This window comes from Halomicrococcus gelatinilyticus, assembly GCA_024227995.1.
GTDB lineage: Archaea > Halobacteriota > Halobacteria > Halobacteriales > Haladaptataceae > Halomicrococcus > Halomicrococcus gelatinilyticus.
The window spans coordinates 754,685-771,442 of the sequence record CP100465.1 but is presented as its reverse complement, the minus strand read 5'-3'; the positions used below and the strand labels follow the sequence as shown (position 1 = coordinate 771,442).

At 67.6% G+C, this 16,758-nt stretch carries 18 protein-coding genes and 1 pseudogene; 14 read left to right on the top strand and 5 right to left on the bottom strand.

All coding sequences use genetic code 11. From position 1 onward, the window contains the following. Positions 1 to 16 precede the first annotated feature (16 nt). Both NKT36_RS04155 and NKT36_RS04150 read right to left on the bottom strand, forming a co-directional pair. Positions 17 to 577, bottom strand: coding sequence for a DNA-3-methyladenine glycosylase family protein (locus tag NKT36_RS04155; protein WP_327052689.1), 561 nt, complete (start codon positions 575 to 577; stop codon positions 17 to 19). 35 nt (positions 578 to 612) lie between these two features. Beyond that, complete coding sequence (locus NKT36_RS04150; RefSeq protein ID WP_327052688.1) at positions 613 to 1,962, bottom strand: ATP-grasp domain-containing protein; 1,350 nt, start codon at positions 1,960 to 1,962, stop codon at positions 613 to 615. Positions 1,963 to 2,163: 201 nt separating this feature from the next. Between NKT36_RS04150 and NKT36_RS04145 the strand changes: the two genes are divergently transcribed. The 7 genes and pseudogenes from NKT36_RS04145 to NKT36_RS04110 all read left to right on the top strand — a co-directional run bounded on the left by NKT36_RS04145 (position 2,164) and on the right by NKT36_RS04110 (position 7,784). Then, positions 2,164 to 3,243: a succinylglutamate desuccinylase/aspartoacylase family protein gene (locus tag NKT36_RS04145; protein WP_327052687.1), complete on the top strand. Its 1,080-nt coding sequence runs from the start codon at positions 2,164 to 2,166 to the stop codon at positions 3,241 to 3,243. Between the two features lie 39 nt (positions 3,244 to 3,282). Further along, the gene (sdhC, locus tag NKT36_RS04140; protein ID WP_327052686.1) at positions 3,283 to 3,675 is read left to right on the top strand and encodes a succinate dehydrogenase, cytochrome b556 subunit; all 393 of its coding nucleotides are present in this window, start codon (positions 3,283 to 3,285) and stop codon (positions 3,673 to 3,675) included. A 1-nt stretch (position 3,676) separates the two neighbouring features. Further along, a complete protein-coding gene (locus NKT36_RS04135; protein WP_327052685.1) occupies positions 3,677 to 4,042 on the top strand; it encodes a succinate dehydrogenase in 366 nt (121 codons plus the stop codon). After that, positions 4,043 to 4,894, top strand: a complete 852-nt coding sequence (locus NKT36_RS04130; RefSeq protein ID WP_327052684.1) for a succinate dehydrogenase/fumarate reductase iron-sulfur subunit — start codon at positions 4,043 to 4,045, stop codon at positions 4,892 to 4,894. Between the two features lie 14 nt (positions 4,895 to 4,908). Beyond that, entirely contained in the window at positions 4,909 to 6,744 is a 1,836-nt protein-coding gene (locus NKT36_RS04125) for an FAD-binding protein (RefSeq protein ID WP_327052683.1), read from the top strand. 110 nt (positions 6,745 to 6,854) lie between these two features. Beyond that, positions 6,855 to 7,228 (top strand): annotated as a pseudogene (locus tag NKT36_RS19235) (cation:proton antiporter domain-containing protein); the annotation flags it as partial. A 190-nt stretch (positions 7,229 to 7,418) separates the two neighbouring features. Beyond that, positions 7,419 to 7,784: a hypothetical protein gene (locus tag NKT36_RS04110; RefSeq protein WP_327053424.1), complete on the top strand. Its 366-nt coding sequence runs from the start codon at positions 7,419 to 7,421 to the stop codon at positions 7,782 to 7,784. On the opposite strand, the gene NKT36_RS04105 is transcribed toward NKT36_RS04110, so the two are convergent. Next, positions 7,760 to 8,215: a hypothetical protein gene (locus tag NKT36_RS04105; RefSeq protein WP_327052682.1), complete on the bottom strand. Its 456-nt coding sequence runs from the start codon at positions 8,213 to 8,215 to the stop codon at positions 7,760 to 7,762. The genes NKT36_RS04110 and NKT36_RS04105 overlap by 25 nt on opposite strands. A gap of 64 nt (positions 8,216 to 8,279) precedes the next feature. Here NKT36_RS04105 and NKT36_RS04100 point away from each other — a divergent pair, with 64 nt between their 5' ends. From NKT36_RS04100 to gcvPB, 5 genes are read left to right on the top strand one after another with little or no spacing between them, the layout of a single operon-like run. Further along, a complete protein-coding gene (locus tag NKT36_RS04100) occupies positions 8,280 to 8,447 on the top strand; it encodes a hypothetical protein (RefSeq protein WP_327052681.1) in 168 nt (55 codons plus the stop codon). A 52-nt stretch (positions 8,448 to 8,499) separates the two neighbouring features. Then, on the top strand, positions 8,500 to 9,636 hold the full coding sequence (gcvT, locus tag NKT36_RS04095; RefSeq protein WP_327052680.1) for a glycine cleavage system aminomethyltransferase GcvT: 1,137 nt from the start codon (positions 8,500 to 8,502) through the stop codon (positions 9,634 to 9,636). Then, the gene (gene gcvH / locus NKT36_RS04090) at positions 9,633 to 10,010 is read left to right on the top strand and encodes a glycine cleavage system protein GcvH (RefSeq protein ID WP_327052679.1); all 378 of its coding nucleotides are present in this window, start codon (positions 9,633 to 9,635) and stop codon (positions 10,008 to 10,010) included. Before gcvT ends, gcvH begins: the two co-directional genes overlap by 4 nt. Further along, the gene (gene gcvPA, locus NKT36_RS04085; protein WP_327052678.1) at positions 10,007 to 11,347 is read left to right on the top strand and encodes an aminomethyl-transferring glycine dehydrogenase subunit GcvPA; all 1,341 of its coding nucleotides are present in this window, start codon (positions 10,007 to 10,009) and stop codon (positions 11,345 to 11,347) included. Before gcvH ends, gcvPA begins: the two co-directional genes overlap by 4 nt. Continuing rightward, positions 11,344 to 12,765, top strand: a complete 1,422-nt coding sequence (gene gcvPB / locus NKT36_RS04080; RefSeq protein ID WP_327052677.1) for an aminomethyl-transferring glycine dehydrogenase subunit GcvPB — start codon at positions 11,344 to 11,346, stop codon at positions 12,763 to 12,765. Before gcvPA ends, gcvPB begins: the two co-directional genes overlap by 4 nt. Positions 12,766 to 12,960: 195 nt before the next feature. Here the strand turns inward: gcvPB and NKT36_RS04075 are convergent, their stop codons facing one another. Then, on the bottom strand, positions 12,961 to 13,464 hold the full coding sequence (locus NKT36_RS04075) for an Lrp/AsnC family transcriptional regulator (RefSeq protein ID WP_327052676.1): 504 nt from the start codon (positions 13,462 to 13,464) through the stop codon (positions 12,961 to 12,963). A 335-nt stretch (positions 13,465 to 13,799) separates the two neighbouring features. On the opposite strand from NKT36_RS04075, the gene NKT36_RS04070 reads away from it, so the two are divergent. Then, on the top strand, positions 13,800 to 14,225 hold the full coding sequence (locus NKT36_RS04070) for an NAD(P)-binding protein (protein WP_327052675.1): 426 nt from the start codon (positions 13,800 to 13,802) through the stop codon (positions 14,223 to 14,225). After that, the gene (locus NKT36_RS04065) at positions 14,222 to 16,399 is read left to right on the top strand and encodes an amino acid permease (RefSeq protein ID WP_327052674.1); all 2,178 of its coding nucleotides are present in this window, start codon (positions 14,222 to 14,224) and stop codon (positions 16,397 to 16,399) included. Before NKT36_RS04070 ends, NKT36_RS04065 begins: the two co-directional genes overlap by 4 nt. 181 nt (positions 16,400 to 16,580) lie before the next feature. On the opposite strand, the gene NKT36_RS04060 is transcribed toward NKT36_RS04065, so the two are convergent. Then, positions 16,581 to 16,751 (bottom strand): DUF7838 family putative zinc beta-ribbon protein, encoded by a 171-nt coding sequence (locus NKT36_RS04060; protein ID WP_327052673.1) that lies wholly within the window; start codon positions 16,749 to 16,751, stop codon positions 16,581 to 16,583. Positions 16,752 to 16,758: the final 7 nt, after the last annotated feature.

Genomic DNA, 16,758 nt, shown 5'->3' with positions numbered 1-16,758 from the left:
CTCGATTTTCGACCGTTCACTCCGTCGCTCGCCAGAGATAGAGGCTCGCGTAGCTACGGTACGGTCGCCACCGCGCGGCGTGGTCGACCATCGCATCGCGAGACAGTTCCTCGTCGTACAGCGTCCGCATCGCCGACCTGATGCCGAGGTCCTCGACGGGGAACACGTCCTCGCGGCCGAGACAGAAGAGCAGGAACATCTTCGCCGTCCAGTCGCCGACGCCGCGGATGGTGGTGAGTTCGTCGACCACGGCGTCGTCGTCCATCCCCGCAAAGTAGGCGTGGTCGTACTCGCGTTCGAGGAACGCCTCGGCGACGTTGCGGACGTACTCGACCTTCTGTCTGGAGAGGCCGGCCTCCTTGAGCGCGGCCTCGTCGGCGTCGAGGATGGGACGCGGCGCGACCTCGAACCGGTCGAAGACGCGCTCGCGGATCGCCTCCGCCGACGCCATCGACACCTGCTGGCGGAGGATGGAGACGACGAACCGCTCGAACGGGTCGTCCGCGGGCACCAGTTCGAGCGGTCCGTGTTCGTCGAGCAGTTCGGCCATCACCGGGTCCGAGCGCAGCGGCTCCATGACCGCGGCTTGGTAGTCGAAGCGGAAAAGGGCCGCTACTCCTCTTCCTCCTCGAGTTCGTCCTCCTCGTCCTGGTCGACCCTGCGGCGGACGTCGACCTGGTAGTTCTCAAGGATGTCGCGGCCCAGCAGGACGGAGTAGTCCATGTGGCCGCGGTCCTCGATGCTCGCGGTGACGGTGTGGCGGTTGCCGCCGACGCCGATGACGACGTCGACGACCGGCCGCGACTTGCTGCTCTTCCGGCTGCCGGACCGCACCTTGGTCATGCTCTTTATCGGGCCCGCGCCGATGTCGGCCGCGAGTTTCGTGTCGATGCTCGACCGCGTCGCGCCGGTGTCGGCCTTGGCGACGACGGTCTCCGACCCGCTCGTGCCGGAGACGAGCACCTCCTCGGTGTAGCCGATGACGATGGAATCGGTCGGTTCGGGGCTCTTCCGGGTGGGTTTGCAGGCCGGCACCGAGTCGTCGAGCGTCGCCGCGAGTTCCTGGACGCGCTCGCGGTCGACGGTGCCGCCACCTTCTTCGATGGCCAGCTGGGCGATGTAGGGTGCCGCACTCCGTCCGGTCGCCTGGTAGAGCCCCTTGAACCCGGCGGTCGGGTTCACCTCGAGGACGTACCAGCCGTCGTGGCCCTCGATGAGGTCGACGCCCGCGTAGTCGAGTCCGACGACGTCGGCGGCGCGCCGTGCCGTCTCCGCCACCTCGTCGGGCATCGTGTCGGTCACGTCCTCGACGTCGCCGCCGAGCGCGACGTTGGTCCGCCAGTCGTTCTCGGGCGCGTAGCGGTTCATCGCGCCGACGATGCGGTCGCCGACGACGTAGACGCGCAGGTCGCGGTGGCGCTGGTCGTCGCGCTCGATGAGGTCCTGGAGGAACGCCTGTCGGTCGCCCACGCGGGGGTTGACCAGCTCGTCTCGACCGACCTTCCACGTCCCGCCGCCGTGGGTGCCGATGGCGGTCTTGTACACCGCCTCGTCGCCGAACTCGGCGCGCCCGTCGTTGAGCCGTCCTGCGTCCAGCGCCAGCAGCGCGTCCGGCACCGGGATACCGGCGTTCGAGAGCGCCGTGGCGGTGGAGAACTTGTGGATCGCCGTCATCACGGTGCACGGTCGGTTCAACACCGGGCGTAGCGAGTCGTAGACGTTCGCCAGTCCGAGCGCCTCCGACGGCTGTTCGGTGTTCGACAGCAGGAGCCGGTTCGCGACGACGTCGACGTTCGGTTCGAGCGCTATCTCGTCGTCCTCGATGTGGACCGCCGTGTTCTCGTTCCGCAGCCACCGCGGTTCGTGTCCGAGGTCCTCGACCGCGTTCAGTATCGCCTTGGTCTCCTTGCTGTTGTGGAGACTGAGGACCCCTACCTGGACCGTGGTGTCGTTGACAACCATGTATGTCTCCGTTTCGGCCCCGCTCGACTAAAATGTTCGCGGACTCTTGAACTGAAAACTTCAGAAGATAGCAATCTTTCGGGGGCAGAAGATACATCGTTGCGGTTCCGGCGACGGCAGACCGCCGACCCGCCGTGCTCGGGGGTGATCCCGAAGACGGCACTGAGCACCTTTTTGTACGCTGCCGCCCGAGGGGTCGCCATGGCCGCGTCCGAGGCAGAGGCGTTCACGTACAACGGCGGCATCGTCGAACCGGGCGAGACGCAGAACGTCCGGTACGGCATCAGCGAGACGTATCTCGGCGACCCGGTTCGCATCCCGGTCACCATCGTCAACGGCGAGCACCCGGGACCGACCGTCTTCCTGTCGGCGGCCGCACACGGCGACGAACTCAACGGCATCGAGGTCGTGCGCGAGGTGGCCCACGAGTGGAACCACGACGGCCTCCACGGGACCATCGTCTGCATGCCGGTCCTGAACGTGCCGGGCTTTCTCGCCCAGCAGCGCTACCTCCCCATCTACGACCGCGACCTGAACCGCTCGTTCCCCGGCCGCAAGGGGTCGACGAGCGCCAAGCGGATGGCAGACCAGATCTACCGCAACTTCATCGAGCCCTGCGACATCGGCATCGACTTCCACACCTCGACGCGGGGGCGGACGAACATGCTCCACGTCCGCGCGGACATGGACGACCCCGAGGTGTCGCGACTCGCCCGCGCGTTCGGGTCGCACGTCATCATCTCCTCCTCGGGGCCCTCGGGCACCCTCCGCCGCGAGGCGTCGAAGGCCGGGACGCCGACCATCACCATCGAAATGGGCGAAGCCCACCGGTTCCAGCGCACGTTCATCGACCGCGCGCTCGAGGGCGTGATGAGTGCCTTCGCGGAGTACGACCTCCACCCCGACGCCCCCGTGAAGTGGCCGGGCTGGCGGACCGTCATCGACGACGAGAAGAAGACGTGGCTGCGCGCGGACGTCGGCGGCCTCGTCGAGATGCACTACGACCGCGGCTCGCTGGTGTACGAGGGCACGCCCATCTGCACCATCACGAACCCGTTCAAGACCGAGAGCGAGGCGGTCGAGGCACCGTTCACGGGACTGCTCGTGGGCATCCTGGAGAACCCGGTCGTCTACCCGGGCAACCCCATCTGTCACATCGTCGAGCTGAACGCCGACACGCGGCGGGCGCTCAAGCGCGATCGGGCGCGGTCCGACCACGAGGACGAGGTCCAGCCGCCAGGGTATCTCGCCGGTCGAGAGAGCGAGAACGGCGGCAGGTAGAAACTTCTATTTGCCCCCGGTCCCCAGTCACGGATTGGCATGAGTCAAACGTATGACCGGGGCCTGGTCGAGGACTTCGGTCGGTGGCGCGAGTTCACCGCCGGGATGTGGGCCTGGATCTTCCACAAGTTCACCGGCTGGGTGCTCATCGGCTACCTGTTCACGCATATCGCCGTTCTGAGCACCGCTACCACCGGAGCCGAGGCCTACAACTCCACCCTCGGAGGGCTGGAGAGTCTCCTCATCGTTCGCATCGGTGAGGTCGGCCTGCTGGCCGTCGCCGTCTTCCACATTCTCAACGGCGTCCGGCTGCTGTTCGTCGACCTCGGCGTCGGACTGGAATCGCAGGACAAGAGCTTCTACGCGTCGCTCGTCGTGACCGCGGTCATCGTCCTGGCGAGCGTCCCGCGGTTCATGGAGGGGGTGCTCTGACATGGCGGAGCGGTACTCCTCCTTCCGGAGCGGGAGCCTCTCGTGGCTGCTCCAGCGCGTCACGGCGGCGTTCCTCGTCTTCGTGCTGGCGTTCCACTTCTTCCTGCTCCACTTCGTCCACCACCCCGCCGATATCACACTCGCCGGCACGTCCGGCCGGATGAGCCAGTGGAGCTACTTCGCCACGATGGTGCTGTTCCTCGTCACGGCGACGTTCCACGGCGTCAACGGCGTCTACGCCGCACTGCTGAACCAGGGCCTGACCGGCACCCGCAAGACGGCGGTGAAGTGGGTGCTGATCGTGGCCGGCACGCTGCTGGCGGTCCAGGGTATCAACGTCGCCCTCGTCATGAACGGACTGATATAAATGAGCACGCAAACGACCGAAGAAGCGGAGACCGAAGCACAGGGCAGCGAGTCCCCCGGCGACAGGCGGCGGGCCGAGAAGGCGCGCGAGCAGTCCGGGGCGCAGGACGCGGTCACGACCGCCGAGGAGACGGTCCACCTGAAGGTGTTCCGCTACGACCCCGAGATCGAGGGGAAAAACGAACCGCGGTTCGACGACTTCCACGTCCCGTTCGAGAAGGGCATGACGGTGCTGGACGCGCTGATGCAGGCGCGGGACCGGTTCGACACGACCCTCACCTTCCGCCACTCCTGCCGGCAGGCCATCTGTGGCAGCGACGCGCTGTTCATCAACGGCAGCCAGCGACTCGGCTGCAAGACCCAGATATCGGACCTCGAACAGCCGGTCCGCGTCGAACCGCTCCCTCACGCCGAGGTCGTGAAGGACCTCGTCGTCGACATGGAGCACTTCTACGACCAGATGGAGGCGGTCGAGCCGTACTTCCAGACGGACGAGACGCCGAGCGACGACATGGAGGAACAGCGTCAGAGCCGCGCGAACCGCGAGAAGATCAAGATGTCCACGCGCTGCATCTGGTGTGGTGCCTGCATGTCCTCGTGCAACATCGCGGCCGGGGACAACGAGTACCTCGGCCCGGCGGCGCTCAACAAGGCGTTCCGGTTCTCCATGGACGACCGCGAGGGCGAACAGATGCGCGAGCAGCGCCTCGAACACCTCGACCAGACCCACGGCGTGTGGCGCTGCCAGACGCAGTTCTCCTGCACGAACGTCTGTCCGAAGGACATCCCGCTGACCGAGCACATCCAGGAGCTCAAGCGTGAAGCGGTGAAGAACAACCTGAAGTTCTGGTAACCCGAACTACAACCATGCACGAACACGACGTTATCGTCGTCGGTGCAGGCGGTGCGGGACTTCGCGCGGCCATCGCGGCCAACGAGGAAGGGGCCGACGTGGCCATCGTGACGAAGCTCCACCCCGTGCGCAGCCACACCGGCGCGGCAGAAGGCGGTATCAACGCGGCGCTCCAGGAGGGCGACTCCTGGGAGAAACACGCCTACGACACGATGAAAGGGTCGGACTACCTCGGGGACGCGCCAGCCGTCGAGACGCTGGCCCAGGACAGTCCCGAGGAGACCATCCAGCTCGAACACTGGGGGATGCCGTTCTCCCGCGAGGAGGACGGCCGGGTGTCGCAGCGACCGTTCGGCGGCCTGTCCTTCCCGCGGACGACGTACGCCGGCGCGGAGACGGGCCACCACCTGCTGCACACGATGTACGAGCAGCTGGTCAAGCGCGGCATCCAGGTGTACGACGAGTGGTACGTCTCCCGGCTCGCCGTGACCGACGAGGACGACCCCGAGGAGCGCGACTGTCACGGCGTCGTCGCCTACGACATCAAGTCCGGCAACGTGGAGGGTTTCGCCGCCCGCGACGGCGTCATCCTCGCGACCGGCGGTCTCGGCCAGGTGTACGACCACACGACGAACGCCGTCGCCAACACCGGCGACGGGGCCGCGATGGCCTACCGGGCCGGCGTCCCGCTGGAGGACATGGAGTTCATCCAGTTCCACCCGACGTCGCTCCCCTCGACCGGCGTCCTCATCTCCGAGGGCGTCCGCGGGGAGGGCGGCATCCTCTACAACAGCGAGGGCGAGCGGTTCATGTTCGAACACGGGTACGCCAACAACGAGGGCGAACTCGCCTCCCGTGACGTGGTCGCGCGCGCCGAACTCACCGAGGTCAACGAGGGCCGCGGCGTCGAGGACGAGTACGTCCACCTCGACATGCGCCACCTCGGCGAGGAGCGCATCGTCGACCGCCTGGAGAACATCATCCACCTCGCGGAGGACTTCGAGGGCGTCAACCCCCTGGAGGAGCCGATGCCGGTCAAGCCCGGCCAGCACTACGCGATGGGCGGCATCGAGACGGACGAGAACGGCGAGACGTGCATCGGCGGCCTCTACGCCGCCGGCGAGTGCGCCTGCGTCTCCGTCCACGGTTCGAACCGCCTCGGCGGCAACGCGCTGCCCGAACTCATCGTCTTCGGCGCGCGGGCCGGCCGCCACGCCGCCGGCGGCGACGTCGGCGAGGCCGAGATCACGACCGGCAAGACCGAGGACATCGAACCGGGCGAGGTGGAGACGCCCGTCGCCCCCGGCGCCGTCGAGACGGACGAGGACGCCATCGCGGACGGCAGCGGTGCGACCCTCGCCGACCCCGACGAGACCGTCCAGCGGGCGGTCGAGGCCGAGCGCACCCGCGTCGAGCACCTGCTCGAGAAGGACGAGGGCGTCCAGCAGGCCGAGATCCGCGAGAAACTCCAGAAGACGATGACCGAGAACGTCAACGTCTTCCGGAACGAGGAGGGCCTGAAGCAGGCGCTCGAGGACATCCGTGAGGTCCGCGAGGAGTACCAGGACGTCTACGTCAACGACCCCTCGCGCACGTTCAACACGGACCTCATCCACACCATCGAGATGCAGAACCTCATCGACCTCGGCGAGGCAATCACGCTCGGCGCGCTCGCGCGCGAGGAGTTCCGTGGCGCTCACTGGCGCCAGGAGCACCAGGAGCGCAAGGACGACGAGTGGCTCAAGCACACGCTCCTGTCGTGGAACGAGGGCTCGCCCGAGCTCTGGTACAAGCCGGTCATCCTGGAAGGCGAGGAGAAGGAGTACGAGCCGAAGGTCCGTAGCTACTGACTCCCTTCTCGTTTTGCCCGACTGTGCGTCGTTTCTACTGACCGTCGAGGCGAGTGCCATCGGTTCACGTCACGGACGCGTTTTTGTGGTTTCCCGCCCGCACTCCAGGTATGGCTGCACCGGCGGGCATCACGACGGGACTCATCAACCTCATCGAGGTCTTCATCGTCGCCGCTGGCGTGGGTATCTTCGTCGCCAAGGTCGATTCCCCTACACCATCGCGCTCCTGCTGGCCGGACTCGCGGTCTCCATCCGCGACGTCACCATCCGGATCACGCTGACGCACGACCTCATCCTGCTCGTGTTGCTGCCGCCGCTGTTGTTCGAAGGGACGGCGACCACGGACCTCGAACGGTTCCGCGAGAACCTCGGGCCGGTGCTGGCGCTGGCCGTCCCGGGGCTCGTCGTCGCCATCCTCCTGCTGGGGTGGCCGGGGAGCTACGCCTTCGACTACCCGCTCCTGCTCTCGCTGCTGTTCGCGGCGAGAGCACGGTCACCGAGGACCCCGACCGCGAGGGGAACGTGGAGTTCTGGCGCACGCGCGCGAGCGAGTTCCCGGACGGACTGGACGCGACGTCGTCGGCGGACGACGACCGAGCCGAACGTTCAAGTACCGGGACGGGACCACTCCGACACGGCCGACTCCTCGAACGCAGTCGTCGGCCCGACCAGCCATGCGATGCAACAACTGCGGACACGCCGACTCGTTCGTCCTGCTCGTCGAACTCGCCACGCGCGTCGCGACCCCGTCGCCAGCCGCCGGTCAACGGTCGTCACACCGACTGACGGACGCACTGCCACCGGGCGCCGCCCGTCCACCCGACGCGACCCGCCAACCGGACGGAACCCGGTCGGTCGCCGATAGCGACTCACCGGAGGAGGCGGCCGGCAGCGACGCTCGGTGGGAGCGGGCCGCCACCGGCGACCATCCGCGTGAGACGTCGTGGTCGCTCGCGGTGCAGTGTTCGGCGTGCGACAGCACCGACGTCGGCGTCGACCCGGCGACGTTGCTGGCCTACGTCTCGACGACGCGGTCGTAGACGGCGTCGTTGGCCGGCGTGCGGTCGTCGCTCCAGGTGACGAGCGTCGCGTCCGCCGTCTGCGCCGCGTCCGCGAGTCGCGCCTCGCACTCGCCGACCGTCGCGGACGAGCGGTACGTCGCCAGGTTCGCGTGGCAGTTCAGCCAGAGGCCGTCCGGCCGCCGTTCGTGCGCGAGCGTCGCCGCACGCGCGACGGCGTCGTCGACGGCTTCGGCGTCGAACCGCTCGCGGTCCGTCCCGCCGCCGGCACGCCGTGCGACGACGGACAGCGAGAAGTGCCAGCGGTCGCCGGGGTGCGTCGCGGCGGCTCCGACGTCGACGGCGACGACCGACCCGCAGGTCCCGACCGGCGGCGGCGACCGGCCGCGAACGAGCACGGCAGTCGCCTCGCCAGCGTGCAGTTCCGACGCCAGTTCGGCCACAGTAGTCATTCGTGACTATATCGTCTATTTAGCTACAAATGCATAACAGTGCCGATTGGGAAGGGTTGCGCACATGACGGACGAGCAGATACTCGGCACGACGACCGTCACCCAGCGGTGGCGCATCAGTCTCATCAAGGCCGTCCGCGAGGAGTTCGCCGAGGCCGGGGAGACGGTCGAGGAGGGCGACCGACTCGTGTTCAAGAAGCGCGACGGCGAGATAATCGTCGAACCTGCCTGACCCGGTTCGCCGAGAAAACAAGACATTACTTGCCGCGCTTCGGAGGTACGATATGGCCCTTCGGAAACCGCCCTTGCGCGGTACGCACGACGAACGGGGCGCGACCTTCACCGAGTTCGGCGGGTGGGACATGCCCGTGGAGTTCGACTCCATCAAGGAGGAACACCGGAGCGTCCGGGAGGACGTCGGCATCTTCGACGTCTCTCACATGGGCGAGATAACGGTTGGGGGTCCCGACGCCGAGGAGTTGATGCAGCGGTTGACGAGCAACGACGTGACCGACCTGTCGGTCGGCGACTCGCAGTACGCGATGATCACCGACGAAGACGGGGTCATCCTCGACGACACGATGGTCTACCGCATCCCCGACGAGGACGACGTGGACGAGTCGATCGCACCCACGCCGTCCGACGGGGACGCGGACTTCCTGTTCATCCCCAACGCGGGCCACGACGAACAGATGCACGAGCGCTGGACGTCGTTCCGCGACGAGTGGGGACTGGACGCCGAGGTCCACGACGTCACCGACGAGTACGCGATGTTCGCCGTCCAGGGTCCGGCGGCCGTCGAGGCCGTCGCCGACGCGGCCGACGGGTCGGTCGACGACATCTCGAAGTTCCAGGGACGGTACGCCTCCGTCGCCGGCGTCAGCTGCTGGGTCGCCCGCACGGGGTACACCGGCGAGGACGGGTTCGAACTCATCCTGCCGGCGGACGAGGCCGAGACCGTCTGGGACGCCATCGAGGCACAGCCCTGCGGACTCGGCGCACGCGACACGCTCCGCATGGAGATGGGATTCCTGCTCTCCGGCCAGGACTTCGACCCGGAGAACGACCCGCGCAACCCCTACGAGGCGGACGTGGCGTTCGCGGTCGACCTCGACACGGAGTTCGTCGGACGGGACGCTCTCGAAACCGCCAAAGCGGCGGGCGTCGAAGAGGCGTTCGTCGGCCTCCGACTGGTCGACCGGGGCGTCCCGCGTCACGGGTACGACGTCACGAACACCGACGACCGTATCATCGGCGAGGTGACCAGCGGGACGATGAGCCCGACGCTGGGCGACCCCATCGCGCTGGGGTACGTCCCGGTCGAGTACGCCGACCCCGGGACGGTCGTCAGGGTCGTCGTTCGCGGACAGTCGAAAAAGGCAAAGATTGAGAGTACACCCTTCCTCAAAGACAAACAATGAGCTTCGAAGTACCCGAGAACCGAAAGTACCTTGAATCGCACGAGTGGGTAGAAGAGAGCGACGACACCGCTCGAATCGGCATCAGCGACTTCGCACAGGACGAACTGGGCGACATCGTCTTCGTCGAACTGCCCGCCGAGGGCGACGACGTCGAGGCGGGCGAGGAGTTCGGCGTCGTCGAGTCCATCAAGGCCGTCTCGGACCTCTACTCGCCCGTCTCCGGCACAGTGACGGCGGTCAACGACGCGCTGACGAACGAGCCCGAACTCGTCAACGACGACCCGTTCGGCGAGGGCTGGATGCTCGAGGTGGAGGTCTCCGGCGAGACGGACGACCTGCTGTCGGCGGCGGAGTACCGCGAGCAGATCGAATGAGCGGACGAGACACGAGTGCGGGCAGTCCGTACGCCCCGCACACGGACGCGGAGACCGCGGCGATGCTCGACGCCGTCGGTGCGGACTCGCTCGACGACCTCTTCGACGTGCCCGAGTCAGTGCGCTTCGACGGCGAGTTCGGCATCGACGAGCAGAGCGAGGCCGCGGTCCGCCGCGAACTCCGTCGGATGCTGGGGAGCAACCGCGACCTGACGGAGTTCCTCGGGCGCGGTCACTACGACCACTACGTCCCCTCGCTGGTCGACCACCTCTCGCTGCGCTCGGAGTTTCTCACCTCCTACACGCAGTACCAGCCCGAGATCACCCAGGGGTTCCTGCAGGCGCTCTTCGAGTACCAGTCGATGCTGGTCGAACTCACGGGGCTGGACATCGTCAACGCCTCGATGTACGACCACGCGACGGCGCTGGCCGAGGCGGCGCTGCTCGCCTCGCGCGTCCGCGCGACCAGCGGGAACCGGGTGCTCGTCCCCGACTATCTCCTCGAGAACCGCCGGAGCGTGCTGGCGAACTACGCCGACGGCCCCGGACTCGCCGTCGAGACGTACGCGACCGACGACGGCAACGTCGACGTCGACGCGCTGGCGGACGCCCTCGACGAGGACGCCGTCATGGTGTACGCAGAGAACCCGACGACGCTCGGGACCGTCGAGGAGAACCTCGCGACGGTCGGCCGACTCGCTGACGACCACGACGCGCTGTTCTGTCTCGGCTCGGACCCGGTCGCGCTCTCGTTGCTGCAGGAACCCGCGAGCGTCGGCGCCGACGTCGTCGTCGGCGACGCCGCGACGCTGGGCCTGCCGACGAGTTACGGCATGGGCCTCGGCCTGTTCGCCACGCGCGAGGAGTTCGTCCGGCAGGTGCCGGGCCGCCTCGTCGGCGCTGCCGAGGACGCGGACGGCAACCGGACCTACACCCTGACGCTCCAGACGCGCGAACAGCACATCCGCCGCGAGCGCGCGACGAGCAACATCTGCACGAACCAGGCCTGGGTGGCGCTGCGGGCCGCCATCCACGCCGCCTACCTCGGGCCGTCCGGCCTCGTCGACCTCGCCGAGGACTGTGTCACGCTGGCGCGCGACCTCGCCGAGCGCCTCGACGCGATTACGGGCGTCAAGGCGCCCGTCCACGACCGCCACCACTTCCGCGAGTTCGTCGCTCACACCGACCAGCCGGCCGCCCCCATCGTCGACGACCTCGAACGGGAGGGCTTCGCGGTCCACCAGGTCGGCGAACACGAGGTCCAGGTGTGCGTGACCGACACCAACGAGCACGCCGTCGACGAGTTCGTCGCCAGCTTCGAGGAGGTGTCCCGATGAAGTACGACCAGGCACGCTGGCAGCGCGAGGACGAGGACCGCTACGAACCGCTGCTCTCGGAGAAGGACGGCGAGCGCGTCGACGTCGACGACGCGCCACTGCCCGACGACCTGACCCGCGACAGCCTCGACCTTCCCGAGATTTCGGAGCCGGAGCTCGCGCGCCACTACACCCGCCTCTCCCAGATGAACTACGGCGTCGACAGCGGACCCTACCCGCTCGGGAGCTGTACGATGAAGTACAACCCGAAGTTCACCGAGGACGTGGCGGCGCTCCCCGGCGCGCAGGTCCACCCCGACCGTTCGGCCGAGAGCGTCCAGGGCACCCTCGAACTCATGCACGGCCTCCAGGACTACCTGGCGCGCATCGGCGGCATGGACGCGGTCAGCCTCCAGCCGCCGGCGGGCGCGGCCGGCGAGTTCACCGGCATCCTCGTCGCCAAGGCGTACCACGAGGCCAACGGCGAGGGCCACCGCGACGAGATCATCGTCCCGGACAGCGCCCACGGCACGAACTTCGCCAGCGCGGCGATGGGCGGCTACGACGTGGTCGAACTGCCGTCGGGCGACGACGGCCGCGTCGACCTCGACGCTCTCGAGGCTGCCGCCGGCGAGGACACCGCGCTGTTCATGCTGACGAACCCGAACACGCTCGGGCTGTTCGAGCGCGACATCGAGGAGATCGCGGACGTCGTCCACGACGTCGGCGGCCTGCTCTACTACGACGGCGCGAACCTCAACGCGCTGCTCGGGCAGGCCCGTCCCGGCGACATGGGCTTCGACATCATGCACTACAACGTCCACAAGACGTTCGCCACGCCGCACGGCGGCGGCGGCCCGGGTGCCGGCCCGGTGGGCGTCGTCTCGGACCTCGCCGAGTTCCTCCCCGCGCCGCGCGTGCGGGAGACGGAGAACGGCTACGAGCGGTTCGACCCCGAGAACACCATCGGCAAGGTCCACGGGTTCGCGGGTAACTGGCTCGTGCTGGTGAAGACCTACGCCTACATCGCCCGCCTCGGCGACGCCGGCCTCGCCGACGCCAGCGCGAAGGCCGTCCTCAACGCCAACTACCTCGCCGAGCAGATCGACTACGAGGTGCCCCACGGGCCGTTCCACCACGAGTTCGTCGCCAGCGCGGGCGACCAGGACGCCGCCGACGTGGCGAAGCGGATGCTCGACTACGGCGTCCACCCGCCGACGACGAAGTGGCCCGAGATCGTCCCGGAGGCGCTGATGACCGAGCCGACCGAGGTGGAGAACCGCGAGACGCTCGACCAGCTCGCCGAGGCGTTCAACGCGGTCGCACGCGAGGATGAGGACGCACTCGCGGACGCGCCCCAGCGCACGACCGCGAAGCGCATCGACCAGGCCGACGCCGCCCGGAACCTGCGGCTGTCATGGCAGTCGCTCGACGAGTAGGCCGTTCGGCGCGACCCCCTTCTCTCGACGACGTGCGGACGGCAGTCCGCCGACGGATGGCGGTGCAGTCGTCCCGGGTCGCAGACGGCTCCGGGCTTTCGGTCGTCCGTCCGACGCCGCGGCGTTCGAGAATGCGCCGCGGGTCGACCGCTCTCGGGGTCGAAGACGGAGAACGAGTCCGTTCGGTGTACGGCGCTACGATTCGGTGTCGCCCTCGACAGGCTGTGCATCGGCTTCCTGGTCGAGGAAGCCGTGGTACGGACAGACGTACTCGTCGCGGATGAGCTGTTCGTCGACGACGTCGAGCCCGACCCTGTCGAGTTCTTCCCCGATACGGTTGAGATCGTCGTGGTCCTCCCCGATGGCGTTGACGTACACGTTTCGCTTGCCAGTCATTATCTCGCGGACGGCCGTCACGCCGCGTACCTTGCGGGCCTCGTTGGCGAGCCTGTCGCGCTCCGTGATAGGTGCCGTACAGATGATCTTGGTGTAGAGCGGGTAGCCTGCCAGGTCGTAGTCGATGTCCAGGTGGTAGCCGCGGATGACGCCGCTTGCCTCGAGCTTACCGATGCGCGTCCGGACGGTGCTCGGAGACAGGTCCAGCTTCTCCGCGATGTCACTGGACGACGTTCGTCGAGCGTCCTGCTGGAGGTAGTAGAGAATGTGTCTATCGACCGAGTCTAGTTCACCATCTTTCATCTGCTATCTGTTTCGTCATCGAGGGTACTATTCAGTCTTGCTCTGCGGCCGGACCGACGCCGGTTGACCGGGAGGGACGGTCCGTCCGTTCGTCCCCCGACTCGAACAGGCACTGTGACGGCCGCCGTGTCCTCCCGTGCGCGGCGACGCCGGGACGTGCGGGCGTGCCGTCCGGTCCTGACCTCGGTTCCGATGACGGAAGTGCATATTTAGAGAAACTATATTGACGAACCGGGGATTAAACCGGCTAGCTTATGTCGCTCTGTGATTTACGTCCTGGTGACCGCGTCCGACACCCGAGTCGGACCGTCGCGAACGGGGTCGTTCACTGAACCATGAAACTGAAACCGAACCTCTCCACGAGGAGCGAGCAACCCGGCAGAGAAGCGGCGGAGCTGTTCGTCCTCGGCGGCGAACACGTCGGTGCGGCCGTGGCCCGCCGTCTCCGTGCGCACGGTCACGACGTCGCCCTGGTCGACGAGGTGCACGAGCCGTCCGATATCCCTGTACAGCAGGGTAACCCGGCCGACGCGCGAACGCTGGGCGAGGCCGGCGTGTCGAGCGCCTCGACGGTCGTCGTGGCGACGCCGTGCGACAGCCGGAACCTGCTCGTCGCACAGCTCGCCAGGACGCACTTCGACGTCTCCAGGGCCGTCGTGCTGGCGAGCGTTCCCGACCGGTGCGAACTTCTCACCGCAGCCGGACACGAACCCGTCTGTGCGACGACCGCGCTGTCCACCGAAATAGTCGACAAAATATGAAAGAGCTAGAACGAGACCTCGGCCTTCCGTCAGTACTCGCCATCAGCATCGGTGCGATGATCGGCAGTGGCATCTTCATCCTCCCGGCGCTGGCGCTCGAAGTCGCCGGTCCCGCCGTGATACTCGCCTACCTCCTGGCTGGCGTGCTCGTGGTGCCGGCGGCGCTCTCGAAGTCGGAGATGGCCACCGCGATGCCCGAGGCCGGGGGAACGTACATCTACATAGAGCGTGGCATGGGTCCCTTGCTGGGTACTATCGCTGGCGTCGGGACGTGGTTCTCCCTCTCGTTCAAGGGCGCGCTCGCGCTCGTCGGCGGCGTTCCCTACCTGCTCCTGCTGTTCGATCTGCCACTGAAGCCGGTCGCGCTGGGGCTGGCGACGGTCCTTATCCTGGTGAACCTGTTCGGTGCGAAACAGACGGGACGGCTCCAGCTCGCTATCGTCGTCGTCATGCTGGCGGCGCTCGGCTGGTTCGCCGCCGGGAGCGCGCCCGGAATCCGGTCGGCGAACTACGTCGACTTCTTCGACGACGGCGTCGGCGGGCTCCTGGCCGCGACCGGGCTGGTGTTCGTCTCGTACGCCGGCGTCACCAAGGTGGCGAGCGTCGCCGAGGAGGTCGAGAAACCCGGGCGGAACATCCCCCGCGGAATCCTCGGATCGCTCGCGTTCACGACGGCACTGTACGTGGGTATCGTCGCGGTACTGGTCGGGATAACCGACCCCGGAAGCGTCGCCGGCTCACGGACGCCCGTCGCGGTCGCCGCGGAGGTCACGCTCGGACAGGCTGGCGTCATCGCCGTCATCGTTGCGGCCATCCTGGCTCTCGTCTCGACCGCCAACGCCGGCATCCTCTCCTCGTCGCGCTACCCGTTTGCGATGAGCCGGGACAGGCTCGCCCCGCCGTCGCTGTCGACGGTCAGCGACCGGTTCGGGACGCCGGTCGCGTCCATCACGCTCACGGGTGCCGTACTGCTCGCGCTGATCGCCTTCGTTCCGATTCTGGAGATCGCAAAGCTCGCGAGCGCCTTCCAGATCATGGTGTTCGCGCTGATCAACCTGGCCGTCGTCGCCTTCCGTGAGGGAGGAACGGAGTACGATCCGGAGTTCACGTCGCCGCTGTACCCCTGGATGCAGGTCTTCGGCGCCGTCACCGGCGTACTCCTGCTCACGCAGATGGGAACAATCGCGCTCGTCGGCGCGCTCCTCATCGCGTTCGGGAGCGTCCTCTGGTACTTCGTCTACGTCCGCCCGCGAGTCCGCCGGGAGGGTGCGGCCGCCGACGCGCTCCGGCGGCAGATCGGTGAGGACGCGCTCACCGACGTCGAGTCCGCCTCGTCGGACGCGACACACGAGGTACTCGTCGCGCTCACGAAGGACGTGGGCGGACAACGCGAGCGATCGCTGGTCGCCCTGGCCGCGGACCTCGTCCGTCCGGACGACGGCCGGGTCGTGGTCGTCCGGTTCGAGGAGATCCCCGACCAGGCGCCGCTCACCGAGGACGCCACCGTCCAGTCGCCGTCGGACGTCTCGTTCGAAACCCGGATGGCCGACCTCGCAGCCGACCTGGACGTCGACCTGACGGCCGACGAGGTCGTCAGCCACGATACGAAACACGCCGTCGTCAACTTCGCCGACGACCACGAGGTCGACGCGATACTCGCCGAGCACGAACCGCTCCGCCTCCGCTCGCGACTGCTCGGTGATCCGGTCGACTGGATCGTCCGACACGCACCGTGCGACGTGTTGCTCGTGGACAACCTCGGCTACGACGCTCCCGAACGGATCGCACTCTCCGGGGACGGTGGACCGTACGCGTCCCTCACGGTGAACGTCGCGGAGGCCATCGCCGCGTCGAACGACGGGAGCATCTCGCTCTGGCATCCCGCCGACGGCGATAGCACCGACCAGCAACGGCGCACGATCGGCGACTACCAGTCCGACCTCTCGGAGTTGCTCTCCGTGCCGGTCCGGGCACAGTCCGTCCGGACGGACGGCGGACAGCTTCCGCGTCCGGACCTGCTGGTGCGTCGAGGCGCAGACCACAGGCTTCGAAGCGGACTGTTCGACGACCGGCCCGTGCTTTTGAGCCCGGGCTGTACGACCGTCACCGTCTATCCCCGCGAGTCGGGTCGCCCGGGACTCGCACGTAAACTGCTCGAACGGTTGATGTTCTGACGCGCTCGGCCCGCGGGCTTCTCGACGTGGCACGCCCCGAACCGCTGTCGTCCAACGACCGGGGATTCAGTATCCCGGCATACGGTTTATCGACGGGTAGGACGGAGCCGTCCGTCGAGGACGAGCGGGTCGGAACGGTGCGTTCGAGGCAGGAGAAGAGGTCGACCGGCTCGGCGTCCCACTACGCCGTAGCGGTGGAGTCGATGTCGCCGTCGATAGTGACGAAGCCGTAGCCGCACTCGGTACAGCGCCACTTGGTCTTCTCGCCGAGGTGGAGCGTCGTGCTGGCGCTGCGGTAGAACGTCTCGGTGCCGCCACACTGGGGGCACTCGTGTTCGATCTCGAGGCTCATACAGGTG

Bases quoted from the DNA above. Each gene is read 5' to 3' on its own strand.
- NKT36_RS04065 (WP_327052674.1), top strand. From the start codon at position 14,222: ATGAAAGAGCTAGAACGAGACCTCGGCCTTCCGTCAGTACTCGCCATC.
- NKT36_RS04130 (WP_327052684.1), top strand. From the start codon at position 4,043: ATGAGCACGCAAACGACCGAAGAAGCGGAGACCGAAGCACAGGGCAGC.
- NKT36_RS04100 (WP_327052681.1), top strand. From the start codon at position 8,280: ATGACGGACGAGCAGATACTCGGCACGACGACCGTCACCCAGCGGTGG.
- gcvPA (WP_327052678.1), top strand. From the start codon at position 10,007: ATGAGCGGACGAGACACGAGTGCGGGCAGTCCGTACGCCCCGCACACG.
- NKT36_RS04145 (WP_327052687.1), top strand. From the start codon at position 2,164: ATGGCCGCGTCCGAGGCAGAGGCGTTCACGTACAACGGCGGCATCGTC.
- NKT36_RS04105 (WP_327052682.1), bottom strand. From the start codon at position 8,215: ATGACTACTGTGGCCGAACTGGCGTCGGAACTGCACGCTGGCGAGGCG.
- gcvT (WP_327052680.1), top strand. From the start codon at position 8,500: ATGGCCCTTCGGAAACCGCCCTTGCGCGGTACGCACGACGAACGGGGC.
- gcvH (WP_327052679.1), top strand. From the start codon at position 9,633: ATGAGCTTCGAAGTACCCGAGAACCGAAAGTACCTTGAATCGCACGAG.
- NKT36_RS04075 (WP_327052676.1), bottom strand. From the start codon at position 13,464: ATGAAAGATGGTGAACTAGACTCGGTCGATAGACACATTCTCTACTAC.
- NKT36_RS04125 (WP_327052683.1), top strand. From the start codon at position 4,909: ATGCACGAACACGACGTTATCGTCGTCGGTGCAGGCGGTGCGGGACTT.
- NKT36_RS04110 (WP_327053424.1), top strand. From the start codon at position 7,419: ATGCGATGCAACAACTGCGGACACGCCGACTCGTTCGTCCTGCTCGTC.
- NKT36_RS04150 (WP_327052688.1), bottom strand. From the start codon at position 1,962: ATGGTTGTCAACGACACCACGGTCCAGGTAGGGGTCCTCAGTCTCCAC.
- gcvPB (WP_327052677.1), top strand. From the start codon at position 11,344: ATGAAGTACGACCAGGCACGCTGGCAGCGCGAGGACGAGGACCGCTAC.
- NKT36_RS04155 (WP_327052689.1), bottom strand. From the start codon at position 577: ATGGAGCCGCTGCGCTCGGACCCGGTGATGGCCGAACTGCTCGACGAA.
- sdhC (WP_327052686.1), top strand. From the start codon at position 3,283: ATGAGTCAAACGTATGACCGGGGCCTGGTCGAGGACTTCGGTCGGTGG.
- NKT36_RS04070 (WP_327052675.1), top strand. From the start codon at position 13,800: ATGAAACTGAAACCGAACCTCTCCACGAGGAGCGAGCAACCCGGCAGA.
- NKT36_RS04060 (WP_327052673.1), bottom strand. From the start codon at position 16,751: ATGAGCCTCGAGATCGAACACGAGTGCCCCCAGTGTGGCGGCACCGAG.
- NKT36_RS04135 (WP_327052685.1), top strand. From the start codon at position 3,677: ATGGCGGAGCGGTACTCCTCCTTCCGGAGCGGGAGCCTCTCGTGGCTG.